Origin of the sequence: Streptomyces pratensis (assembly GCF_037137275.1) — a bacterium.
GTDB classification, from domain to species: domain Bacteria; phylum Actinomycetota; class Actinomycetes; order Streptomycetales; family Streptomycetaceae; genus Streptomyces; species Streptomyces pratensis_B.
This window is the reverse complement of sequence record NZ_JBBBEN010000083.1, coordinates 23,865-40,352: the sequence shown is the minus strand read 5'-3', so window position 1 is coordinate 40,352 and position 16,488 is coordinate 23,865. Positions and strand designations below refer to the sequence as shown.

Here is a 16,488-nt window from a genome sequence, read left to right as displayed (position 1 = left end):
TCGGCGTACGGGGAGCACGGCGCGGCCGGCCCTTCAGCCCGCCCAGCAGCGCGTCACCGTGTCGTCCTCGACCTGGAAATTGATGCGCCCGTGCCGGAACTCCATGGTCAGGAAGGCGCCCGGCGGAACCGCCCGGACCGTGTCCCAGCCACGGCTCCGCGCCTGCTGCTCGGCGGCGTCGGCCCGGAGGCCGACATACGACTCGGCGGCGTCGTCCGGCTGTGCCGGAGGGGTCGGTAGAGATGCCATGCCCTCAACCGTAGGCGGACGCGGGCCGCGGCGGAAGGCCGGGGCCGCGCGACCCGAACGCGTCCCCCCGTGCCGTGGCGGTCACGCTTGTGTCACAGATTCCCCACACACGCATACCCCGGGCCATTCACCCGAACGGGGCCTTCCTCGGTAGTCGTGCACAATTCCCGGGCCCCCGGGCCGGCCGGGGGACAGGAGTAGCGGAAGCGTTCCGAAGACGCCGGGGCGCCCTGCTCCTTTTTCCCGTCCGGGCCGCGTCGCCCGAATGACCGGGCACCGGAATTTCCCGCCCTCTTAAACCCGCCGTGTTCTCCCTCACGGTTCCCTCACCTCTCCCGCCCGGAGCCGGACTCGTCGAGGACGCGGGAGGCCCCCGACCCCGCCCGCGCCCGTCGCCGGTACGGCCCGCCGACTCGTCAGGCGCCGGAATCGGCGGGCGCGTCGGGGGCGCTCACGCGGTCCTTCCCTTACGGAGTACGTCGGCGGCCTTGTAGCGCAGGGCGTACGCCCCGTCGAGCACGCTGCCCCGGGTCCGGTGGACCGCGGTGCGCAGGGCGCCGTGCCGGCGGCCCTGCGCACCCCGGGCGACGAGTTCGGCGTAGAGGCTCTCGTGGCGCTCCGCGATCCTCGCCGGATCGAAGCGGGCGGACGCGGCGAGCGCGGCCCGGCCCATCCGGTGGCGCAGCTCGTCGTCCTCGATCAGCTGGAGCAGCGCGGCGGCGATCGCGTCGTGGTCACCGGTCCGCACCAGGCGTCCGTCGACGCCGTCCTCGATGATCTCGGCGGGCCCGTGCGGGCAGTCGGTGGCGACGACGGGGAGGCCGCCGCGCATCGCCTCGACGATCGTCATGCCGAAGGACTCCCGGTCCGAGGTGACGGCGGCGATCGCCCCCTTGGGCCACTCGGCCTCCATCGGGTTGGCCGAGCCCATCAGGAGCACGTGGTCGTGCAGTCCGAGTTCTTCGATGAGGGAGCGCAGGGCCGCGCGTTCGTCACCGGTGGCGTCCCCGCCGCCGTAGATCCGCAACCGCCAGTCGGGGCGGGCGGCGGACACCTGGGCGAAGGCCCGCACCAGCAGGTCGTACCGCTTGACCCGGTGCAGTCTGCCCGCCGCGACGACCCACTTCAGGTCGCCCCCCGCGGGCGGGCAGCCAGGGGCGGGGACCGCGTTGGGGATGGCCTCGATCCGGACGCCGGGCAGCCGCAGCCTGCTGCGGTAGTCGTCCGCGTCGGCGCGGGTGACGGTGGTCAGCGCGTCGAGCAGGGTGTAGCGGTGGGCGATCTCCCGGCGCAGCCGGTAGCTGTGGCTGTCCAGGGTCAGGTGCTCCTGCCCCACGCGCACCGGCCCGCGGCGGATCTGCCGGCTCAGGTGCACGTTGAGCCCGGGGCGGGTGCCGACGACGACGTCCGCCTCGATTCCCCGCAGATGGGCGGCGATCCGGGCGTCGGTGAGCCTGCTGTACTGCTTGTGCCTGCTGTCGCCGCGCGGGAAGACCCTGGCGGGCAGGGCGTGTTCTGCGGCGTCGCCTTCATAGGCCGCGCTCTTCTTGCGCAGGTCCACGAGGTGGCGCAATGTCACCCCCTCGGGGGCGCCGAGGGCGGGTGCGTCCCGATGCCGGAAGACCGACACGATCTCGACGTCGTGCTGCTCGGCGAGGGTGTGGGCCAGCGTGAAGGTCGTGCGGATCGTCCCCCCGATTCCGTACGCGTTGTGAAGAAGAAAAGAAATGTGCATGATGTCGCCGTTTCCCCCTGGTCGAACTGGTCTGTCGGGACAGTACTTCCCGGCACGTCACCTCCGGCCGGGACACGGGAGCCGGAGCGGACGGAGACGGCCCATGCCTGCCCCCCTCCTTCACCGCACATCGCCGCGACCCGCTGGTTTTGGCCCCTCTTCCGCCGCGTCGCGCTCGTCCGGCGGCGATCGGCTCGGCTCCGGCCGGGCCGCGACGGCGCAGGGCGGGCCGCCTGCCGTCACGCGTTCACCGACGGTCTCCTTCGAGCTTGACGTGGGAGAACGCCGGAGGGTTGCCCGGGCCCGGGGAAAACCTCCGGCGGATCAGCCGCACGCACGCGGCGGGCCGCGGTCGCCTCCGTCGACTCCTCGGCGTACCGACGTGTCGGCCGGTTACGCACCTCCGTTCGCCCTGGTGCGTGACCCCTGCCGCGGATACCGCGTTGTCTCTGCATGAGCCGGGAACCGCCCGGCCCCCGCACCGAGTTCGAGGAGCCACCCGTGCCGCGCATGCTCGACGTCAGCCAGGACGTACGCGCCGAGATCGGCGACGACGAAGCCGACCGGCTGCTCGTCGGCGACGACACCCCCGGCAGCTACGACTGCACTTCCTGCCGCACCCCCGGCGACTCCGATCAGGAACGCACCAGCACGGTGCTGTTCATCGGCGACGAGACCGCCGTGCTCGCGTTCGCCCACGCGACGTGCATCCCCTCGCAGGTCGTCAAGGTCTCGGAGGACCAGCTCCAGGGCGCGGTGCGCAGCATCACCGGCAGCGAGCACAAGACCACGGAGGGGCTCATGCCCGAACAGGCCGTCCTCGGCATCACCAGCGGGCTCGTCCTCATCGACGACGATCTCCGCCCGGCCCTCGTCGTCGAACCGACCGGCCCGGTCGCCCGGCCGGGCACCGACGGCAGTGGGGGCGACGAGTTCCTCCCCCTGCTGCTGGAGCAGGGCTTTTGCCCCGCCCCCGATCTGCACGAACTGCCAAAGGTGCTTCCCGGCTGGTCGGTGCTGCTGGCGGTGGGCCAGCTGCACGCCGTGCTGCAGCCGAGCGCCGGCGGCGGCAACCCGGTCGCCTGGTGGCAGGCGCACCAGCCGCTCCAGGTGACCGAGGGCTGGCGGGCCGCGGTCAACAAGTCGCAGACGGTCCTCGTCTTCGCCGCCCCGGCCGGCGCCATCGGTCAGCAGCCGCGTGAGGACCTGCTGCGGGACGCCCTGGAGAAGGCCGCGGTCAACGGCCTCCTGGTCGCCGCGTCGATGCCGCTGGCCGGGACCTGATCATGCGCCCCCGCCCCGGGCGCCCCCGCCGAACAGCGTTTTCCCCGCCGGGGCCGCATCCGACGGGCAGTGGGGTCGTTGGCACCTACGTGCACTCATACGACTCCTCCCGCCATAACCAGAGTCAGATCCCCGGCATGCGTCCTTCGCAGGACCCGTCGAGGGGCGTCTCCCCCACCCCGATCTACGACGCGCTGTACTCCGAGTACCGGCGCTCGTTCCGGGCGTTGCCGGGCGATCGGAGCGGCGAGGAGAATCTGGGCTTCGCGGCCTTCGGCATGGGGCTCTTCGCCTCCCGGTCCCCGCTGAGCGGCCACCCGGCCCCTTCCGCGCACGGCGGACACGGGCCCCAGAGCAGCAGGCACGGCGACCAGCAGAGCCAGCCCACCGGGGGCCTCGGCTCCTGGCAGCGTGTGGGACGACACGCGGGCCGCCCCAGGCCCGCGGCGCTGCCGCCCGGCTCGCGGGAGTCCTGAGACACCACGACGGAGCCCCGGGCCCCTCGCTTCTCGCGAGGGGCCCGGGGCTCCGTCGTGGGTGTCGCATCGCCGGGGCGTGCGACGGTGCTACTTGTTGCGGCCGCGCTTCTCGCGGACCCGGACGGAGATGTGGATCGGGGTGCCCTCGAACCCGAACTCCTCGCGCAGCCGACGCTCGACGAAGCGGCGGTAGCCGTGCTCCAGGAAGCCGGAGGCGAAGAGCACGAAGCGCGGCGGCTTGGTGCCCGCCTGGGTGCCGAAGAGAATGCGCGGCTGTTTGCCGCCGCGGACCGGGTGCGGGTGCGAGGCGACGATCTCGCCGAGGAAGGCGTTCAGCCGGCCGGTGGGGACCCGGGTCTCCCAGCCCTCGATCGCGGTCTCGATCGCCGGGACCAGCTTCTCCATATGGCGCCCGGTGAGGGCGGAGACGTTGACGCGCGGTGCCCACGAGATCTGCGCGAGCTCCGTCTCGATCTCGCGCTCCAGGTAGTAGCGGCGCTCCTCGTCGAGGGTGTCCCACTTGTTGAACGCCACGACGAGTGCGCGGCCGGCCTCCACGGCCATGGTGATGATGCGCTGGTCCTGGACGCTGATGGACTCGCTGGAGTCGATCAGGACGACGGCGACCTCCGCCTTCTCCACGGCGGCGGCGGTGCGCAGCGAGGCGTAGTAGTCCGCGCCCTCCTGGAGGTGGACGCGGCGGCGGATGCCGGCCGTGTCGATGAACTTCCAGGTGATGCCGCCGAGCTTGATCAGCTCGTCGACCGGGTCCCGGGTGGTGCCGGCCTGCTCGTTGACGACGACCCGGTCCTCGCCCGCGACCTTGTTCAGCAGGGAGGACTTGCCGACGTTGGGACGGCCGATCAGCGCGATGCGGCGGGGACCGCCGAGCACACCGTTGCCGAAGCTCTGCGCCGGGGCGTCCGGGAGGGCCTCCAGAACCGCGTCCAGCATGTCGCCGGTGCCACGGCCGTGCAGCGAGGAGACCGGGTAGGGCTCGCCGAGGCCCAGCGACCACAGGGCGGTGGCGTCCGCCTCGCCGCTCTGGCCGTCGACCTTGTTGGCGCAGAGCACCACGGGTTTGCCGGCTCGGCGCAGCAGCTTGACGACGGCCTCGTCGGTGTCGGTGGCGCCGACGGTCGAGTCGACGACGAAGACGACCGCGTCGGCCGTCTCGATGGCGTACTCCGCCTGGGCGGCGACGGAGGCGTCGAGGCCCAGTACGTCCTGCTCCCAGCCGCCGGTGTCGACGACCTTGAAGCGGCGCCCGGCCCATTCGGCCTCGTAGCTGACGCGGTCGCGGGTGACCCCGGGCTTGTCCTGCACGACGGCCTCGCGGCGGCCGATGATCCGGTTCACCAGGGTCGACTTGCCGACATTGGGGCGGCCGACGACGGCGAGCACGGGCAGCGGGCCGTGACCGGCCTCGCCGAGGGCGCCCTCGACCTCCTCGGGATCGAAGCCTTCCTGCGCGGCGAGCTCCATGAACTCCGCGAACTCGGCATCGCCAAGTGCTCCGTGCTCGTGGCCCGAGCCGTCGGAGTGAATCTGGTCGTCCATGAAGTCCGTTCCTCTTTGCATCATCATCGATGAACCGCGATCAGCGCGGCCCACTACTCAAGTCTCGCCCAGCATCCGTCGTCAAGCCGCCGACGACGCCGCGTGCATGCGTGCCGGACGTCACCCGGCCGACGTCAGTCCGGCGACGGGCCCCGGCGCCCGGTGAGGCGTCTGGCGTTCTCCAGGTGGGCGGTCAGCTTCGCCTGAATCCGCCGGGTCGCCTCGTCGAGCGCCTTGCGCGTCCGCCGCCCGCCCCCGGCGCTCGCGTCGAACGCGTCACCGAAGACGACGTCGACCCGGCTGCGCAACGGGGGCAGCCCTCGTATCAACCGTCCGCGGCACTCGGTGCTTCCCAGAACGGCGACGGGCACGATTCGAGCCCCGCTCCGCACCGCGAAGTACGCGAGTCCGGCCCGCAGCGAGGCGAAGTCTCCTTCGCCTCGGGTGCCCTCGGGGAAGATGCCGAGGGCGCCGCCGCCCTCCAGCACGCCGAGGGCGTGGCTGATGGCGGCGCGGTCGACGGTCGTGCGGTCCACCTCGATCTGTCCGATCCCGTGCAGGAACGGGCCGAGGGGCCCGACGAACGCCTCTTTCTTGATCAGGAAGTGCACCGGCCGGGGCGCGGTGCCCATGAGCATCGGCCCGTCGATGTTGTGCGAGTGGTTCACCGCGAGTATGACGGGTCCGGCGGCGGGGACGCGCCACGCGCCGAGGACCCGGGGCTTGAACAGCCCGTACATCAGGCCTGTGCCGATGGTCCGCCCCACCGCCGCCCCGCGCGGGGTGGGCGCGCCTGTGGCATGACTCACGCGGGGACCCGCTTCTCCTCGACCAGGGTGACGACGCACTCGATGACCTGGTGGAGGGTCAGCTCGGTGGTGTCGACCTCGATGGCGTCGTCCGCCTTGGCGAGCGGCGAGGTGGCGCGGCCGGAGTCGGCGGCGTCCCGCTTGATCAGCGCCTCCCGGGTGGCGGCGAGGTCGGAGCCCTTGACCTCGCCGCTGCGGCGGGCCGCGCGCGCCTCGGGGGAGGCGGTGAGGAAGATCTTGAGATCGGCGTCGGGCAGCACGGTGGTGCCGATGTCCCGGCCCTCGACGACGATGCCGCCGGTCGCGTCGGCGGCGATGGACCGCTGGAGCCGGGTGATGAGCGCCCGCACCTCGGGGACCGCGCTGACGGCGCTGACCTTGGAGGTGACCTCCTGGGTACGGATCGGGCCGGAGGCGTCCTCGCCGTCGACGGTGATCGTCGGGGCGGTGGGGTCGGTGCCGGAGACGATCACGGGCCTGGCGGCCGCGTGCGCGATCTCGACCGGGTCGCCGACGTCGACTCCGTTGTTCAGCATCCACCAGGTGATGGCCCGGTACTGCGCGCCCGTGTCCAGGTAGCTCAGGCCGAGCTTGGCGGCCACCGCCTTGGAGGTGCTCGACTTGCCGGTGCCCGAGGGCCCGTCGATGGCGACGATCACGGAGGAGCCTGCGGTTTCCACGGTGGTGGACACCTTCCTGGTACACGGGGCGGGGACGGGCAGGCCGCGCAACGGCCTCGTACCAGGTTACCGAGTGCCCGGCGGGGCCTCGTACCCCGTACGGGGGAGGCCGGACCCCCGCACGGGGGGAGGCCCCCGGCGGCGGGCGTCCGTCGCACCGATCCGCGGCTCAGCCGCGGATCGACCAGCCCCGTTCCTGGAGGGCCGCGCCGAGGGCGGCGGCGGCGCTCGGCTCGACCATCAGCTGGACCAGCCCCGCCTGCTGGCCGGTGGCGTGCTCGATGCGGACGTCCTCGATGTTGACCCCGGCCCGGCCGGCGTCGGCGAAGATCGCGGCCAGCTCGCCCGGCCTGTCCCCGATCAGGACGGCGACGGTCTCGTACACGGCGGGGGCCGCGCCGTGCTTGCCGGGCACCCGTACCCGGCCGGCGTTGCCGCGGCGCAGGACGTCCTCGATGGCGCCGGCGCCCGCCCGCCGCCGCTCCTCCTCGTCGGAGTGCAGGCCGCGCAGGGCCCGTACGGTCTCGTCCAGATCGGCGGCGAGACGGGCGAGCACGTCGGCGACCGGGCCGGGGTTGGCGGAGAGGATCTCCATCCACATCCGGGGGTCGGAGGCCGCGATCCGGGTGACGTCGCGGATGCCCTGACCGCACAGGCGTACGGCCGTCTCGTCGGCTTCCGCCAGCCGGGCGGCGACCATGGAGGAGACCAGCTGCGGGGTGTGCGAGACGAGGGCGACGGCCCGGTCGTGCGCGTCGGCGTCCATGACCACCGGGACGGCCCGGCACAGGGCGACCAGTTCCAGGGCCAGGTTGAGGACCTCGGTGTCGGTGTCCCTGGTCGGGGTGAGCACCCAGGGCCGGCCCTCGAAGAGGTCGGCGGTGGCGGCGAGGGGCCCGGAGCGTTCCTTGCCGGCCATCGGGTGGGTGCCGATGTAGGAGGACAGGTCGGTGCCGAGCGCCTCCAGCTCGCGGCGCGGGCCGCCCTTGACGCTGGCGACGTCCAGGTAGCCGCGGGCCGCCCCGTCGCGCATGGCGGCGGCGAGGACGGAGGCGGTGTGCGCGGGCGGTACGGCGACGACCGCCAGATCGACGCGGTCCTTCGGCGGCTCGTCCGTGCCGGCGCCGAGCGCGGCGGCCGTACGGGCGGACGCGGCGTCGTTGTCGGTGAGGTGGACGTGGACGCCGCGGCCGGCGAGCGCGAGGGCGGCGGACGTGCCGACGAGCCCGGTTCCGATGACGAGGGCGGTTCTCACTGGGCGATGTCCTTGCGCAGGGCGGCGGTGGCGCCGAGGTAGACGTGCTGGATCTCGGCGCGTGCGAGGTAGGTCTCGACATGGGCGAGGATACGGACGACGCGGGGCATGGCCCCGTCGACGTCCAGCTCCTGGGCGCAGAGGAGCGGGACGTCCGCGATCCCGATGCCGCGGGCAGCGGCGGCCGGGAAGTCGCTGTGCAGGTCGGGGGTGGCGGTGAACCAGATGCTGATCAGGTCGTCGGGCACGAGCTCGTTGCGCTCCAGGACGGCTCTCAGCAGCTCACCGACCCGCCCGGCCATGTGCCCGGCCTCGTCCCGCTCCAGCTGGACGGCCCCCCGGACCGCTCGTACCGCCACGTCGTACTCCTCGCTCTTCGCCGCTCGCTCGCGCCGCCCACCGGTCCGCGGTGGCACGGGCGCTTTGCGGGTATTCAGCCTAGAGGTGCTTCGGCGTCCGTGATCACCCTGCTCCCTCCGTGAGACCGGCGTCTGCCGCCCTCCCCGTCGGCGGCGTCGTCCACCGGCCGTTTTTCGGCCGGAACCGTCTCATCCGCCACTCGGGCGGGTTCACCGTCCGCCCGGTCGCTTCACGCGGGGCCCCTTCTCCGCCACGATGATGCAGGTCCCCTGCTATCCCCAGGCCCTGAAGGAGAACCCATGGACGCACGGCGAAGGTCGGTGCTGGCGGCAGGCGCGGCGGGCGCCGCCGCTCTGGCGGCCGGCTGCGGGTCGTCCGGCGGCGACGGAGGCGAAGGCGACGCCAGCGGCACGCCGACCGCGTCGCGGAGCGCGTCGAAGGACACGGAGGAGGGCGGGGAGACGGGCGCAGAGCTGGCCAGGACCGAGGACATCCCGGTCGGTGGCGGCACGGTGTTCAGGGAGCAGAAGGTGGTGGTGACGCAGCCGCAGGAGGGCGAGTTCAAGGCGTTCTCCGCCGTCTGCACCCATGCGAGCTGCCTCGTCTCGACGGTGAGCGACGGCACCATCAACTGCCCCTGCCACGGCAGCAGGTTCAGCGTCACGGACGCGGCGGTGGAGTCCGGCCCGGCGACCCGTCCGCTGCCCTCCGAGCGGATCAGCGTCACGGGCGGCGCGATCCGGCTGGTCTGAGCCGGAGGCGGGGCGGGCCGCGCCCGGGAGTACGCGGACGGCGCGGCCCGCGAGCCGGCGAGCCGGCGAGGCGCGGTCCGGCCCGCCGTCGGTGGGGCGGGCGGGGTGGCCTGGCCGGAGGTGAGCGACGAGGCGGCGGCCCGCTCCCCGCCGCCGCCCGGCCCCGGCCGGGCGGCGGTGGAGGACCTGCTGGTCCGCACCGGGCGTGCGCCGGCGGCGCGGGATGCGGCCCGGGAGGGGTGATCAGGCGTCCCAGAGCGCCGCGAGGGACAGCAGGTCGCTGCGGTACTCGATGCGCTCGGACCACTCCTGGGGCCAGGCGGCCGCGCCCAGATGGGCTCCGGCGAGCGCCCCGGTCAGGCAGGCGATCGAGTCGGAGTCGCCCCGGGTGCAGGCAGCGCGGCGCAGGGCGGTCACGGGCTCGTCGGGAAACAGCAGGAAGCAGTGCAGGGCGGTGGCGAGGGCCTCCTCCGCGGTCCAGCCGTCGCCGGTCCGCTCGCACGGGTCGGTCTCCGGCGACGGGTCGCGCAGGGCGTCCTGGACCGAGGCCAACGCGGTCAGGCACTCGTCCCAGCCCAGGCCGATGAACGCCTCGGGCGAGGCGTGGTGCGTGCGGCGCCAGAGGTCTCCGAGCCAGCGGGTGAGGTAGCGGCCGCGGTTGTCGTACGCGTAGCTGCGCAGTCGGCCGATCAGACCGAGCGGTTCCGCGCCCCCGGCGAGCAGGAACACCGCGTGGGCCAGCAGGTCGGATGCGGCGAGGGCGGTGGGGTGGCCGTGGGTGAGGGCCGCCTGGAGCTGGGCGGCTCCGGCGCGCTGTTCGTCGCCGAGTCGGGGGACGAGGCCGAGGGGGGCGACGCGCATGTTGGCGCCGCAGCCCTTGGAAGCCGTCCGGCTGGCCTCCTGCCAGGCCCGGTCCCCGTCCAGCAGCTCGCACGCCTGGAGGCAGGTGCGGCCGGGGGCGCGGTTGTTGTCGGGCGAGTGGTACCAGGCGACGAACTCCCGGCGGACCGGGCCCACCAGCCGCTCGGGGGTCAGCGGCCCGCCGTCCATGGCGGTGCGAAGGCCCCTGCCCAGCGCGATCGTCATCTGGGTGTCGTCGGTGACGAACGCGGGCGTCGGCAGCTCCATCTGCCGCCAGGGGCCGCGTGTGGCGAGGATCGAGGGGACGTCGTCGAACTCGGTGGGAAAGCCGAGTGCGTCGCCGAGCGCGAGCCCGGTCAGCACGCCGGTGGCCGCTTGCTTGGTCCGGGGCGGGGTCGTCGTCGTCATCGGTGTCTCGTCCTTCCGAGGCGGGGAGCAGCGTGGCGGGGAGCGCGGGACGGCGGGGCGGAGCCCCGGGCGACGGCGGCTGCGGGCCGGGGGCGGCGGTGGCGCGGGGCCGGGTCTAGGAAGTGGGGTGGGGCGGGCGCAGGAGCGGCGGGTGCAGGACCGTGGCGTCGCCTGCCCGGTGGAGCGCGGCCGGCTTCCCCCGCCCGCCGGTCCTGCGCGGCCGGCCCTCGACGGCTTGGACGAAGCCCGGCGCGCTGAGGACCTTGCGCCGGAAGTTGGGGCGGTCGAGCTCGACGCCCCACACGGTCTCGTAGACCTGCTGGAGCTCTCCAAGGGTGAACTCGGCGGGGCAGAACGCGGTGGCGAGGCAGGTGTATTCGAGCTTGGCGCCGATCCGGTCGTGGGCGTCGGCGAGGATGCGGTCGTGGTCGAAGGCGAGCGGTTGGACGCGGGTCGCGTCCCACCACCGGGCGCTGGCCGCGTCCCCGCCGCCGCGCGGTTCGGGCAGGTCCGGCAGGAGAGCGGCGTACGCGACGGACACGACCCGCATCCTCGGGTCGCGGTCCGGGTCGGTGTAGGTGCGCAGCTGTTCGAGGTGGAGGGCGTCGACGGCAGCCGGTCCGAGGCCGGTCTCCTCGGCGAGCTCGCGGCGGGCCGCGTCCTCGGCGGACTCGCTCGGCAGGAGGAACCCGCCAGGCAGGGCCCAGCGCCCGGCGAACGGCTCCTGGCCGCGTTCGACGAGCAGCACATGCAGCCGGGCCCCGCGGACGGTGAAGACCGCGAGGTCGACGGTGACGGCGAACGGGGCGAAGGCGTACGGGTCGTAGCCCTCGGGCACGGGAGTGCTCATCGTCTCTCCGGGAGGGGGGCGGCGAAGTCCCAGCCGGCGGCGAGGAGGGCGTCGACGGCGTCGACGGCGGTGGCGAGCCGGTCCTGCGGCGGTCCGGTGACCTCGACGAACCGTCTTCCGGTCCGAGCGAGTCCGGTACGGAACCGCTCGGTCATCCAGGGCCGCAACTCCTCGCCGTCGCGCAGTCCGTCGTCCTCGAACGGAACGCCCTCGTGGTCGGTGAGCAGCCACAGGCAGTGCGCGGTCCGGTCGGCGATCTCCTCGACGAGCGGGTTGCGGCCGCCGACGTACCGCTCGTGCCAGACGGTGGTGGCGAAGGAGTCCGTGTCGCAGAAGAGCACCGGGGAGCCGAGGCGGGCGGCGGCCTCCTCCCGGTCGTTCTGGGCCGTGGCGACGGCGGGGAAGTCGTCGGTGGCGAAGGTGACGTCCTCCCAGGCGGCGCCGGGCCACCGCTCGCGCAGGGCGGCCAGCTTGTGCTCGCTGTACTCGCGCCCGTACTCGGCGACGTACTGGGTGCGCGCCCATACGCCGCCGCGTGCGCGGTAGTGGTCGGTGAGCGCCCGCGCGAGGGTGGTGGTGCCGGTGGACTCCGCTCCGAGGACGACGACGCGGCGGGTGAGGGCGGCCCTCACCGGCGGTCGGAGGAAGTCCCAGCAGCAGACCGGGTCCTCGCGCACGGCGGTGCCGGACACCGGGAAGAGGGCGCGGTCGGGGTCGACGAGCACGGAGTGCGCGCCGAAGCGGCGGCCCAGTTCCCGGCCGTACGCCTCGGAGGTGAAGACCGCGTCCACCCGCTCGGGCACGGCCGCGGTGAACACCGCCATGTGCGCGTCCCAGACCGCCGGGTCGTGCACGTCCATGTGCGTGTCGTCGACCGCGCCCACCACCGTGACGTCCGGGTGGATCTCGCGCATCCAGGCGACCCGGTCGGCGAGCGGGACGGACTCCACGGAGGCGGCGCAGACCAGGACGGTCAGTCGTTCGCAGCGGTCCCGAGCGGTCCGGACGAGGTGGTGGTGGCCGGCGTGCGGCGGGTAGAACTTGCCGAGGACCAGGCCGTGCCCGTAGCGCCTCATGCCGCGGCCGCTTCGAGCGGCCGTGCGGCGCGTGCGGCCGGATCGCGGCTCCAGTTGCGCAGGCCGACGAGGCAGAGCGCGAGGAACCCCGCGTACAGCAACGAGGTCAGATACAGCCCCTTGTGGGCGTACAGCGGGATGTAGATCACGTCCGCGGCGATCCACAGCCACCAGGACTCCAGCCGTTTCCTGCACTGGCCGTACGTCGCCATCAGGGAGAGGGACGTCGTCAGCGCGTCCCAGAACGGGACGGTGGAGTCGGTGGCCCGGGACAGCAGCAGAGTGATCGAGAGGGTGCCCACCACCCCCGCCGCGAGCAGCCAGGTCCATTCGGCGCGCGTGGTTCTGCGCACCGGCAGCACCGGGGTCCCTGGTCCACCCCCGTGGGTCCAGGTCCACCAGCCGTAGGCGGCGAGGGTGATGAAGACGAGCTGGAGGCCGGCGTCGGCGTACAGGCCGGACTGGGCGAACAGCAGGATGAAGAAGACGTTGTTGGCGATGCCGATGGGCCAGTTGGCGAGGTGCTGGCGGGCCACGAGCCAGACGCACAGCGCACCGCTGCCGAAGCCGAGCACCTCGGTCCAGCTGACCGGGGTGTCCAGGATCGTCACCAGCGGCCGTTGCAGAAGATCGAGCAGGTCCGCGAGGCTCACGCCCGCCTCCTTTATAGTCACCACGACTATAAAGGGTGGACGGGCGACGCGAAAGGCCCGCGGCCGGCATCCGTTCCCTCGGTCGAACGGACGCCGGCCGCGGGCCTTCGCCCGGCGGCAGGTGCGGCTAGGAGGTGCCCGGCGGATCAGGGCCGGGCAGGCCTCACCAGGCGTCGCGGACCCGGCTCTGATCCGCCGGACATGCCTAGCGGCCCTCTCGGCAGGCCCTGGCCCGGCGCGGCGCTAGAGACCGACCTCGCGCATCAGCATGCCCACCTCGGTGTTGGTGAGGCGGCGCAGCCAGCCGGATTTCTGGTCGCCCAGCGGGATCGGCCCGAAGGACGTCCGCACGAGGCGCTCGACCGGGAATCCCGCCTCGGCCAGCATCCGGCGCACGATGTGCTTGCGGCCCTCGTGGAGGGTCACCTCGACGAGGTAGTTCTTGCCGGTGTTCTCGACGACGCGGAAGTGGTCGGCGCGGGCGTAGCCGTCCTCCAGCTGGATGCCGTCCTTGAGCCGCTTGCCGAGGTCGCGCGGGAGCGGGCCCTGGATGGCGGCCAGGTAGGTCTTCTTGACGCCGTACTTCGGGTGCGTGAGGCGGTGGGCCAGCTCACCGTGGTTGGTGAGCATGATGATGCCCTCGGTCTCGGTGTCCAGCCGGCCGACGTGGAACAGCCGCGTCTCGCGGTTGGTCACGTAGTCGCCGAGGCACTGGCGGCCGTCCGGGTCCTCCATCGAGGAGACGACGCCCGCGGGCTTGTTCAGGGCGAAGAACAGGAAGGACTGGGCGGCGACGGTCAGACCGTCGACCTTGATCTCGTCCTGGTGCACGTCGACGCGCTTGCCCTGCTCGACGACGATCTCGCCGTTCACCTCGACGCGGGACTGCTCGATCAGCTCCTCGCACGCCCGGCGCGAGCCCATGCCCGCCCGGGCGAGGACCTTCTGCAGCCGCTCGCCCTCCTGCTCGGCTCCGGGGTGGGTCCTGGGGATGTTGATCTCGGGCTTGTTCGCGTACCGGTCACGGTTGCGCTGCTCGATCTTGGCGTCCAGCTCACGGGGGCGCGAGGCGGCGGCGCGACGGAAACCGCCGCTGCGGCCGCCGCCCTGTGCGGGCTTCGGGCCGCCCTTGGCTCCGCCGCGGGCCGCAGCTCCGCGGCCCTTGCGGGGGCCCTCCTGCTCGGCTCGCGCGCCGGGAGCGTCGTTGCCCACGTCATAGCGGCGCTCCTCCGGGCGGGGACGCCGGAGGCGCTTCTCCTCGTCACGCCCGTCCCGATAGCTCGCACGCCCGTCCTGGGGGCCCGGTCGGCCGCCCTGACCGGAGGGCCGCCCGCCCTGTGCTCCGGGCCGTCCGCCCTGACCGGAGGGCCGCCCGCCCTGTGCTCCGGGCCGTCCGCCCTGGCCGCCGCCACGGGCGCCGGGGCGGCCGCCCTGACCGCCGCCCTGACCCTGGCGGGGGGAGGGCCCGCCGCCGCTGCGGCCGCCACCGCTCGCGCCCTGGCCGCTCCGGGGGTTCCGGTCGCCGCCGCCGCTGCTCCGACCGCCGCTGCCGCTTCCGCTGTTCCTGCCACTGCTTCGCATCAAAATTCCGTCTTGTCGTCTGCGTGAGTATCCGGGGTGTCCGGTGCGTCCGGATCGAACGACGGCACACCCTCTAGCGTCTCAGCCTCGATCGCGTCCGCCTCCGGGAGGAAGGGCGCGAGCTCCGGGAGCTCGTCCAGGCCTCGCAGGCCCATACGCTCCAGAAAGTAGTTCGTCGTCCTGTACAGGATCGCACCTGTTTCACGTTCCGCGCCCGCCTCCGCCACCAGGCCCCTCTGGAGCAGGGTCCGCATGACGCCGTCGCAGTTCACCCCGCGCACCGCCGAGACCCTCGATCGGCTCACCGGCTGCCGGTAGGCGACGACCGCCAGGGTCTCCAACGCGGCCTGGGTGAGCCGGGCGTGCCGGCCGTCCAGGGCGAAGCCCTCCACGGCGGCCGCGTACTGCGGGCGGCTGTAGAAGCGCCAGCCGCCCGCGACGAGGCGCAGCTCGAAACCTCTTCTCTGCACGGTGTACTCGTCGGCCAGCTCCCGCAGCGCGTCCGCGACGGCCCGGCCGGGCCGCTGGAGCACCTTGGCCAGCTGGTCGACGGTGGCGGGCTCGTCGACGACCATGAGAACCGCCTCCAGGGCGGGCTTCAGGTCGAGCGCGGCGACCGCGCCGTCGTCCGGTCCGCCCGTGCGGCCGGCTGGCTGCTCGCTCATCGTCGTACGTCCTCCTGCTCCCGCGCCGGCGCGCCGGCCTCCTGGTCGAACTCGTCCGTCACCGTCGGCTCCGGGCCCGCCCCGCCGCACCAGGCGACCAGCAGGTCGCCCAGCGCCTCGTCCTGGTCGAGGGTGACGGCCCTGTCCCGGTACAGCTCCAGAAGGGCGAGGAAGCGGGCGACCACGGTGAGGGTGTCCGGCGCGTCCTCGGTCAGCGCACGGAAGCTCACCGCCTCCCCCGCCGCGCGCAACCGCTCCACCACGATCCCCGCCTGCTCCCGGACGCTGACCAACGGGGCGTGGATGTGGTCGACGTACACCCGGGGCTCCGGCTTCGGCCGCATGGCCTTCACCGCGAGCTTCGCGAAGTCCTCGGGTCCGATGCTGATGACGACCTCGGGCAGGAGTTCGGCGTGGTGGTCCTCCAGCCCGCCGCTACGGGGGCGGCGGTGGGCCTCGGCCTCCAGGCGGTCGCTGAAGATCTCGGCGATCCGCTTGTACGCCCGGTACTGGAGCAGTCGCGCGAAGAGCAGGTCCCGCGCCTCCAGGAGCGCGAGGTCCGCCTCGTCCTCCACCTCCGCGGCGGGCAGCAACCGGGCCGTCTTGAGGTCGAGCAGGGTGGCGGCGACGACGAGGAACTCGGTGGTCTGGTCGAGGTCGCCATCGGGGCCCATGGCGCGGATGTACGTCATGAACTCGTCGGTGACCTTCGAGAGGGCGACCTCCGTCACATCCAGCTTGTGCTGGGTGATCAACTGGAGGAGCAGGTCGAAGGGGCCTTCGAAGTTCACCAGCCGCACGGTGAACCGCTTGCCGCCGCCCGCCTCGGCCGCGCCGCCCCCGCCCCCGCCCCCGTCGGCTTCGGCTTCGGCTTCGGCTTCGGCTTCGGCTTCGGCTTCGGCTTCGGCTTCGGCTTCGGCAGTCTGCTCCGCGGACGTGGGGGGCGCGGACCGCGCCGCGTACGCCGCGCCCCGTACGCGCTCCGGCGGTCCCGCCCGGTCCGGCACGGGCCCCGGTGCGGGCCCGCCCTCCGACTGGGGGGCGGGCTCCGGCGGCGCGTCCGGTTCGGCCGGCAGGGCGAGGCCCGCTCCGCGGCCCGGCGCGCGTCGGCGCGGGCCGGCTGGTTCGTCGGTCGTCGGCATGGCGGTCCAGGGGTGGGCGGAGGCGGGCGGCGGGGGCCCGCGCGCGGTCGGCGAAGGCGCGGCGACCGCCGCGGGCCGGGCGCCGCCGG

General features: G+C 73.6%; 18 protein-coding genes. 4 read left to right on the top strand and 14 right to left on the bottom strand.

Annotated elements, in window-relative coordinates; all coding sequences use genetic code 11:
* Positions 1 to 33: 33 nt before the first annotated feature.
* Together V9U70_RS11100 and V9U70_RS11095 are read right to left on the bottom strand one after the other, a co-directional pair.
* Complete coding sequence (locus V9U70_RS11100; protein ID WP_336674345.1) at positions 34 to 249, bottom strand: I78 family peptidase inhibitor; 216 nt, start codon at positions 247 to 249, stop codon at positions 34 to 36.
* A gap of 451 nt (positions 250 to 700) precedes the next feature.
* Positions 701 to 1,984, bottom strand: coding sequence for a glycosyltransferase family 4 protein (locus V9U70_RS11095; RefSeq protein WP_336674344.1), 1,284 nt, complete (start codon positions 1,982 to 1,984; stop codon positions 701 to 703).
* Between the two features lie 501 nt (positions 1,985 to 2,485).
* On the opposite strand from V9U70_RS11095, the gene V9U70_RS11090 reads away from it, so the two are divergent.
* Positions 2,486 to 3,268 (top strand): hypothetical protein, encoded by a 783-nt coding sequence (locus V9U70_RS11090; protein WP_336674343.1) that lies wholly within the window; start codon positions 2,486 to 2,488, stop codon positions 3,266 to 3,268.
* Positions 3,269 to 3,405: 137 nt separating this feature from the next.
* Positions 3,406 to 3,744, top strand: coding sequence for a hypothetical protein (locus V9U70_RS11085; protein WP_336674342.1), 339 nt, complete (start codon positions 3,406 to 3,408; stop codon positions 3,742 to 3,744).
* A gap of 90 nt (positions 3,745 to 3,834) precedes the next feature.
* Here V9U70_RS11085 and der read toward each other — a convergent pair whose 3' ends face one another.
* From der to aroH, 5 genes are all read right to left on the bottom strand, one after another.
* On the bottom strand, positions 3,835 to 5,307 hold the full coding sequence (der, locus tag V9U70_RS11080) for a ribosome biogenesis GTPase Der (protein WP_336674341.1): 1,473 nt from the start codon (positions 5,305 to 5,307) through the stop codon (positions 3,835 to 3,837).
* A 134-nt stretch (positions 5,308 to 5,441) separates the two neighbouring features.
* Positions 5,442 to 6,116 carry a lysophospholipid acyltransferase family protein gene (locus V9U70_RS11075; RefSeq protein ID WP_336674340.1) on the bottom strand — a complete coding sequence of 225 codons (675 nt, stop codon included), beginning with the start codon at positions 6,114 to 6,116 and terminating at the stop codon, positions 5,442 to 5,444.
* A complete protein-coding gene (cmk, locus tag V9U70_RS11070) occupies positions 6,113 to 6,808 on the bottom strand; it encodes a (d)CMP kinase (RefSeq protein WP_336674339.1) in 696 nt (231 codons plus the stop codon). The genes V9U70_RS11075 and cmk overlap by 4 nt, the downstream gene beginning before the upstream one ends.
* Positions 6,809 to 6,965: 157 nt before the next feature.
* The gene (locus V9U70_RS11065; RefSeq protein WP_336674338.1) at positions 6,966 to 8,051 is read right to left on the bottom strand and encodes a prephenate dehydrogenase; all 1,086 of its coding nucleotides are present in this window, start codon (positions 8,049 to 8,051) and stop codon (positions 6,966 to 6,968) included.
* Entirely contained in the window at positions 8,048 to 8,410 is a 363-nt protein-coding gene (gene aroH, locus V9U70_RS11060) for a chorismate mutase (protein ID WP_336674337.1), read from the bottom strand. Before aroH ends, V9U70_RS11065 begins: the two co-directional genes overlap by 4 nt.
* 300 nt (positions 8,411 to 8,710) lie before the next feature.
* On the opposite strand from aroH, the gene V9U70_RS11055 reads away from it, so the two are divergent.
* Entirely contained in the window at positions 8,711 to 9,163 is a 453-nt protein-coding gene (locus V9U70_RS11055) for a Rieske (2Fe-2S) protein (protein WP_336674336.1), read from the top strand.
* A gap of 105 nt (positions 9,164 to 9,268) precedes the next feature.
* On the top strand, positions 9,269 to 9,406 hold the full coding sequence (locus V9U70_RS11050; RefSeq protein WP_419723966.1) for a hypothetical protein: 138 nt from the start codon (positions 9,269 to 9,271) through the stop codon (positions 9,404 to 9,406).
* Here V9U70_RS11050 and V9U70_RS11045 read toward each other — a convergent pair whose 3' ends face one another.
* From V9U70_RS11045 to V9U70_RS11015, 7 genes are all read right to left on the bottom strand, one after another.
* Positions 9,407 to 10,432 carry an ADP-ribosylglycohydrolase family protein gene (locus V9U70_RS11045; RefSeq protein ID WP_336674335.1) on the bottom strand — a complete coding sequence of 342 codons (1,026 nt, stop codon included), beginning with the start codon at positions 10,430 to 10,432 and terminating at the stop codon, positions 9,407 to 9,409. It abuts the gene before it with no gap.
* Positions 10,433 to 10,547: 115 nt separating this feature from the next.
* On the bottom strand, positions 10,548 to 11,282 hold the full coding sequence (locus V9U70_RS11040) for an NUDIX hydrolase (RefSeq protein ID WP_336674334.1): 735 nt from the start codon (positions 11,280 to 11,282) through the stop codon (positions 10,548 to 10,550).
* Positions 11,279 to 12,358, bottom strand: a complete 1,080-nt coding sequence (locus V9U70_RS11035; protein WP_336674333.1) for an AAA family ATPase — start codon at positions 12,356 to 12,358, stop codon at positions 11,279 to 11,281. The genes V9U70_RS11040 and V9U70_RS11035 overlap by 4 nt, the downstream gene beginning before the upstream one ends.
* The gene (gene pnuC, locus V9U70_RS11030; protein ID WP_336674332.1) at positions 12,355 to 13,011 is read right to left on the bottom strand and encodes a nicotinamide riboside transporter PnuC; all 657 of its coding nucleotides are present in this window, start codon (positions 13,009 to 13,011) and stop codon (positions 12,355 to 12,357) included. Before pnuC ends, V9U70_RS11035 begins: the two co-directional genes overlap by 4 nt.
* A gap of 243 nt (positions 13,012 to 13,254) precedes the next feature.
* Positions 13,255 to 14,592 carry a pseudouridine synthase gene (locus tag V9U70_RS11025; RefSeq protein WP_336674331.1) on the bottom strand — a complete coding sequence of 446 codons (1,338 nt, stop codon included), beginning with the start codon at positions 14,590 to 14,592 and terminating at the stop codon, positions 13,255 to 13,257.
* On the bottom strand, positions 14,592 to 15,257 hold the full coding sequence (scpB, locus tag V9U70_RS11020; protein WP_336674330.1) for an SMC-Scp complex subunit ScpB: 666 nt from the start codon (positions 15,255 to 15,257) through the stop codon (positions 14,592 to 14,594). The genes V9U70_RS11025 and scpB overlap by 1 nt, the downstream gene beginning before the upstream one ends.
* Positions 15,254 to 16,399 carry a segregation and condensation protein A gene (locus tag V9U70_RS11015; RefSeq protein WP_336674329.1) on the bottom strand — a complete coding sequence of 382 codons (1,146 nt, stop codon included), beginning with the start codon at positions 16,397 to 16,399 and terminating at the stop codon, positions 15,254 to 15,256. The genes scpB and V9U70_RS11015 overlap by 4 nt, the downstream gene beginning before the upstream one ends.
* Positions 16,400 to 16,488: the final 89 nt, after the last annotated feature.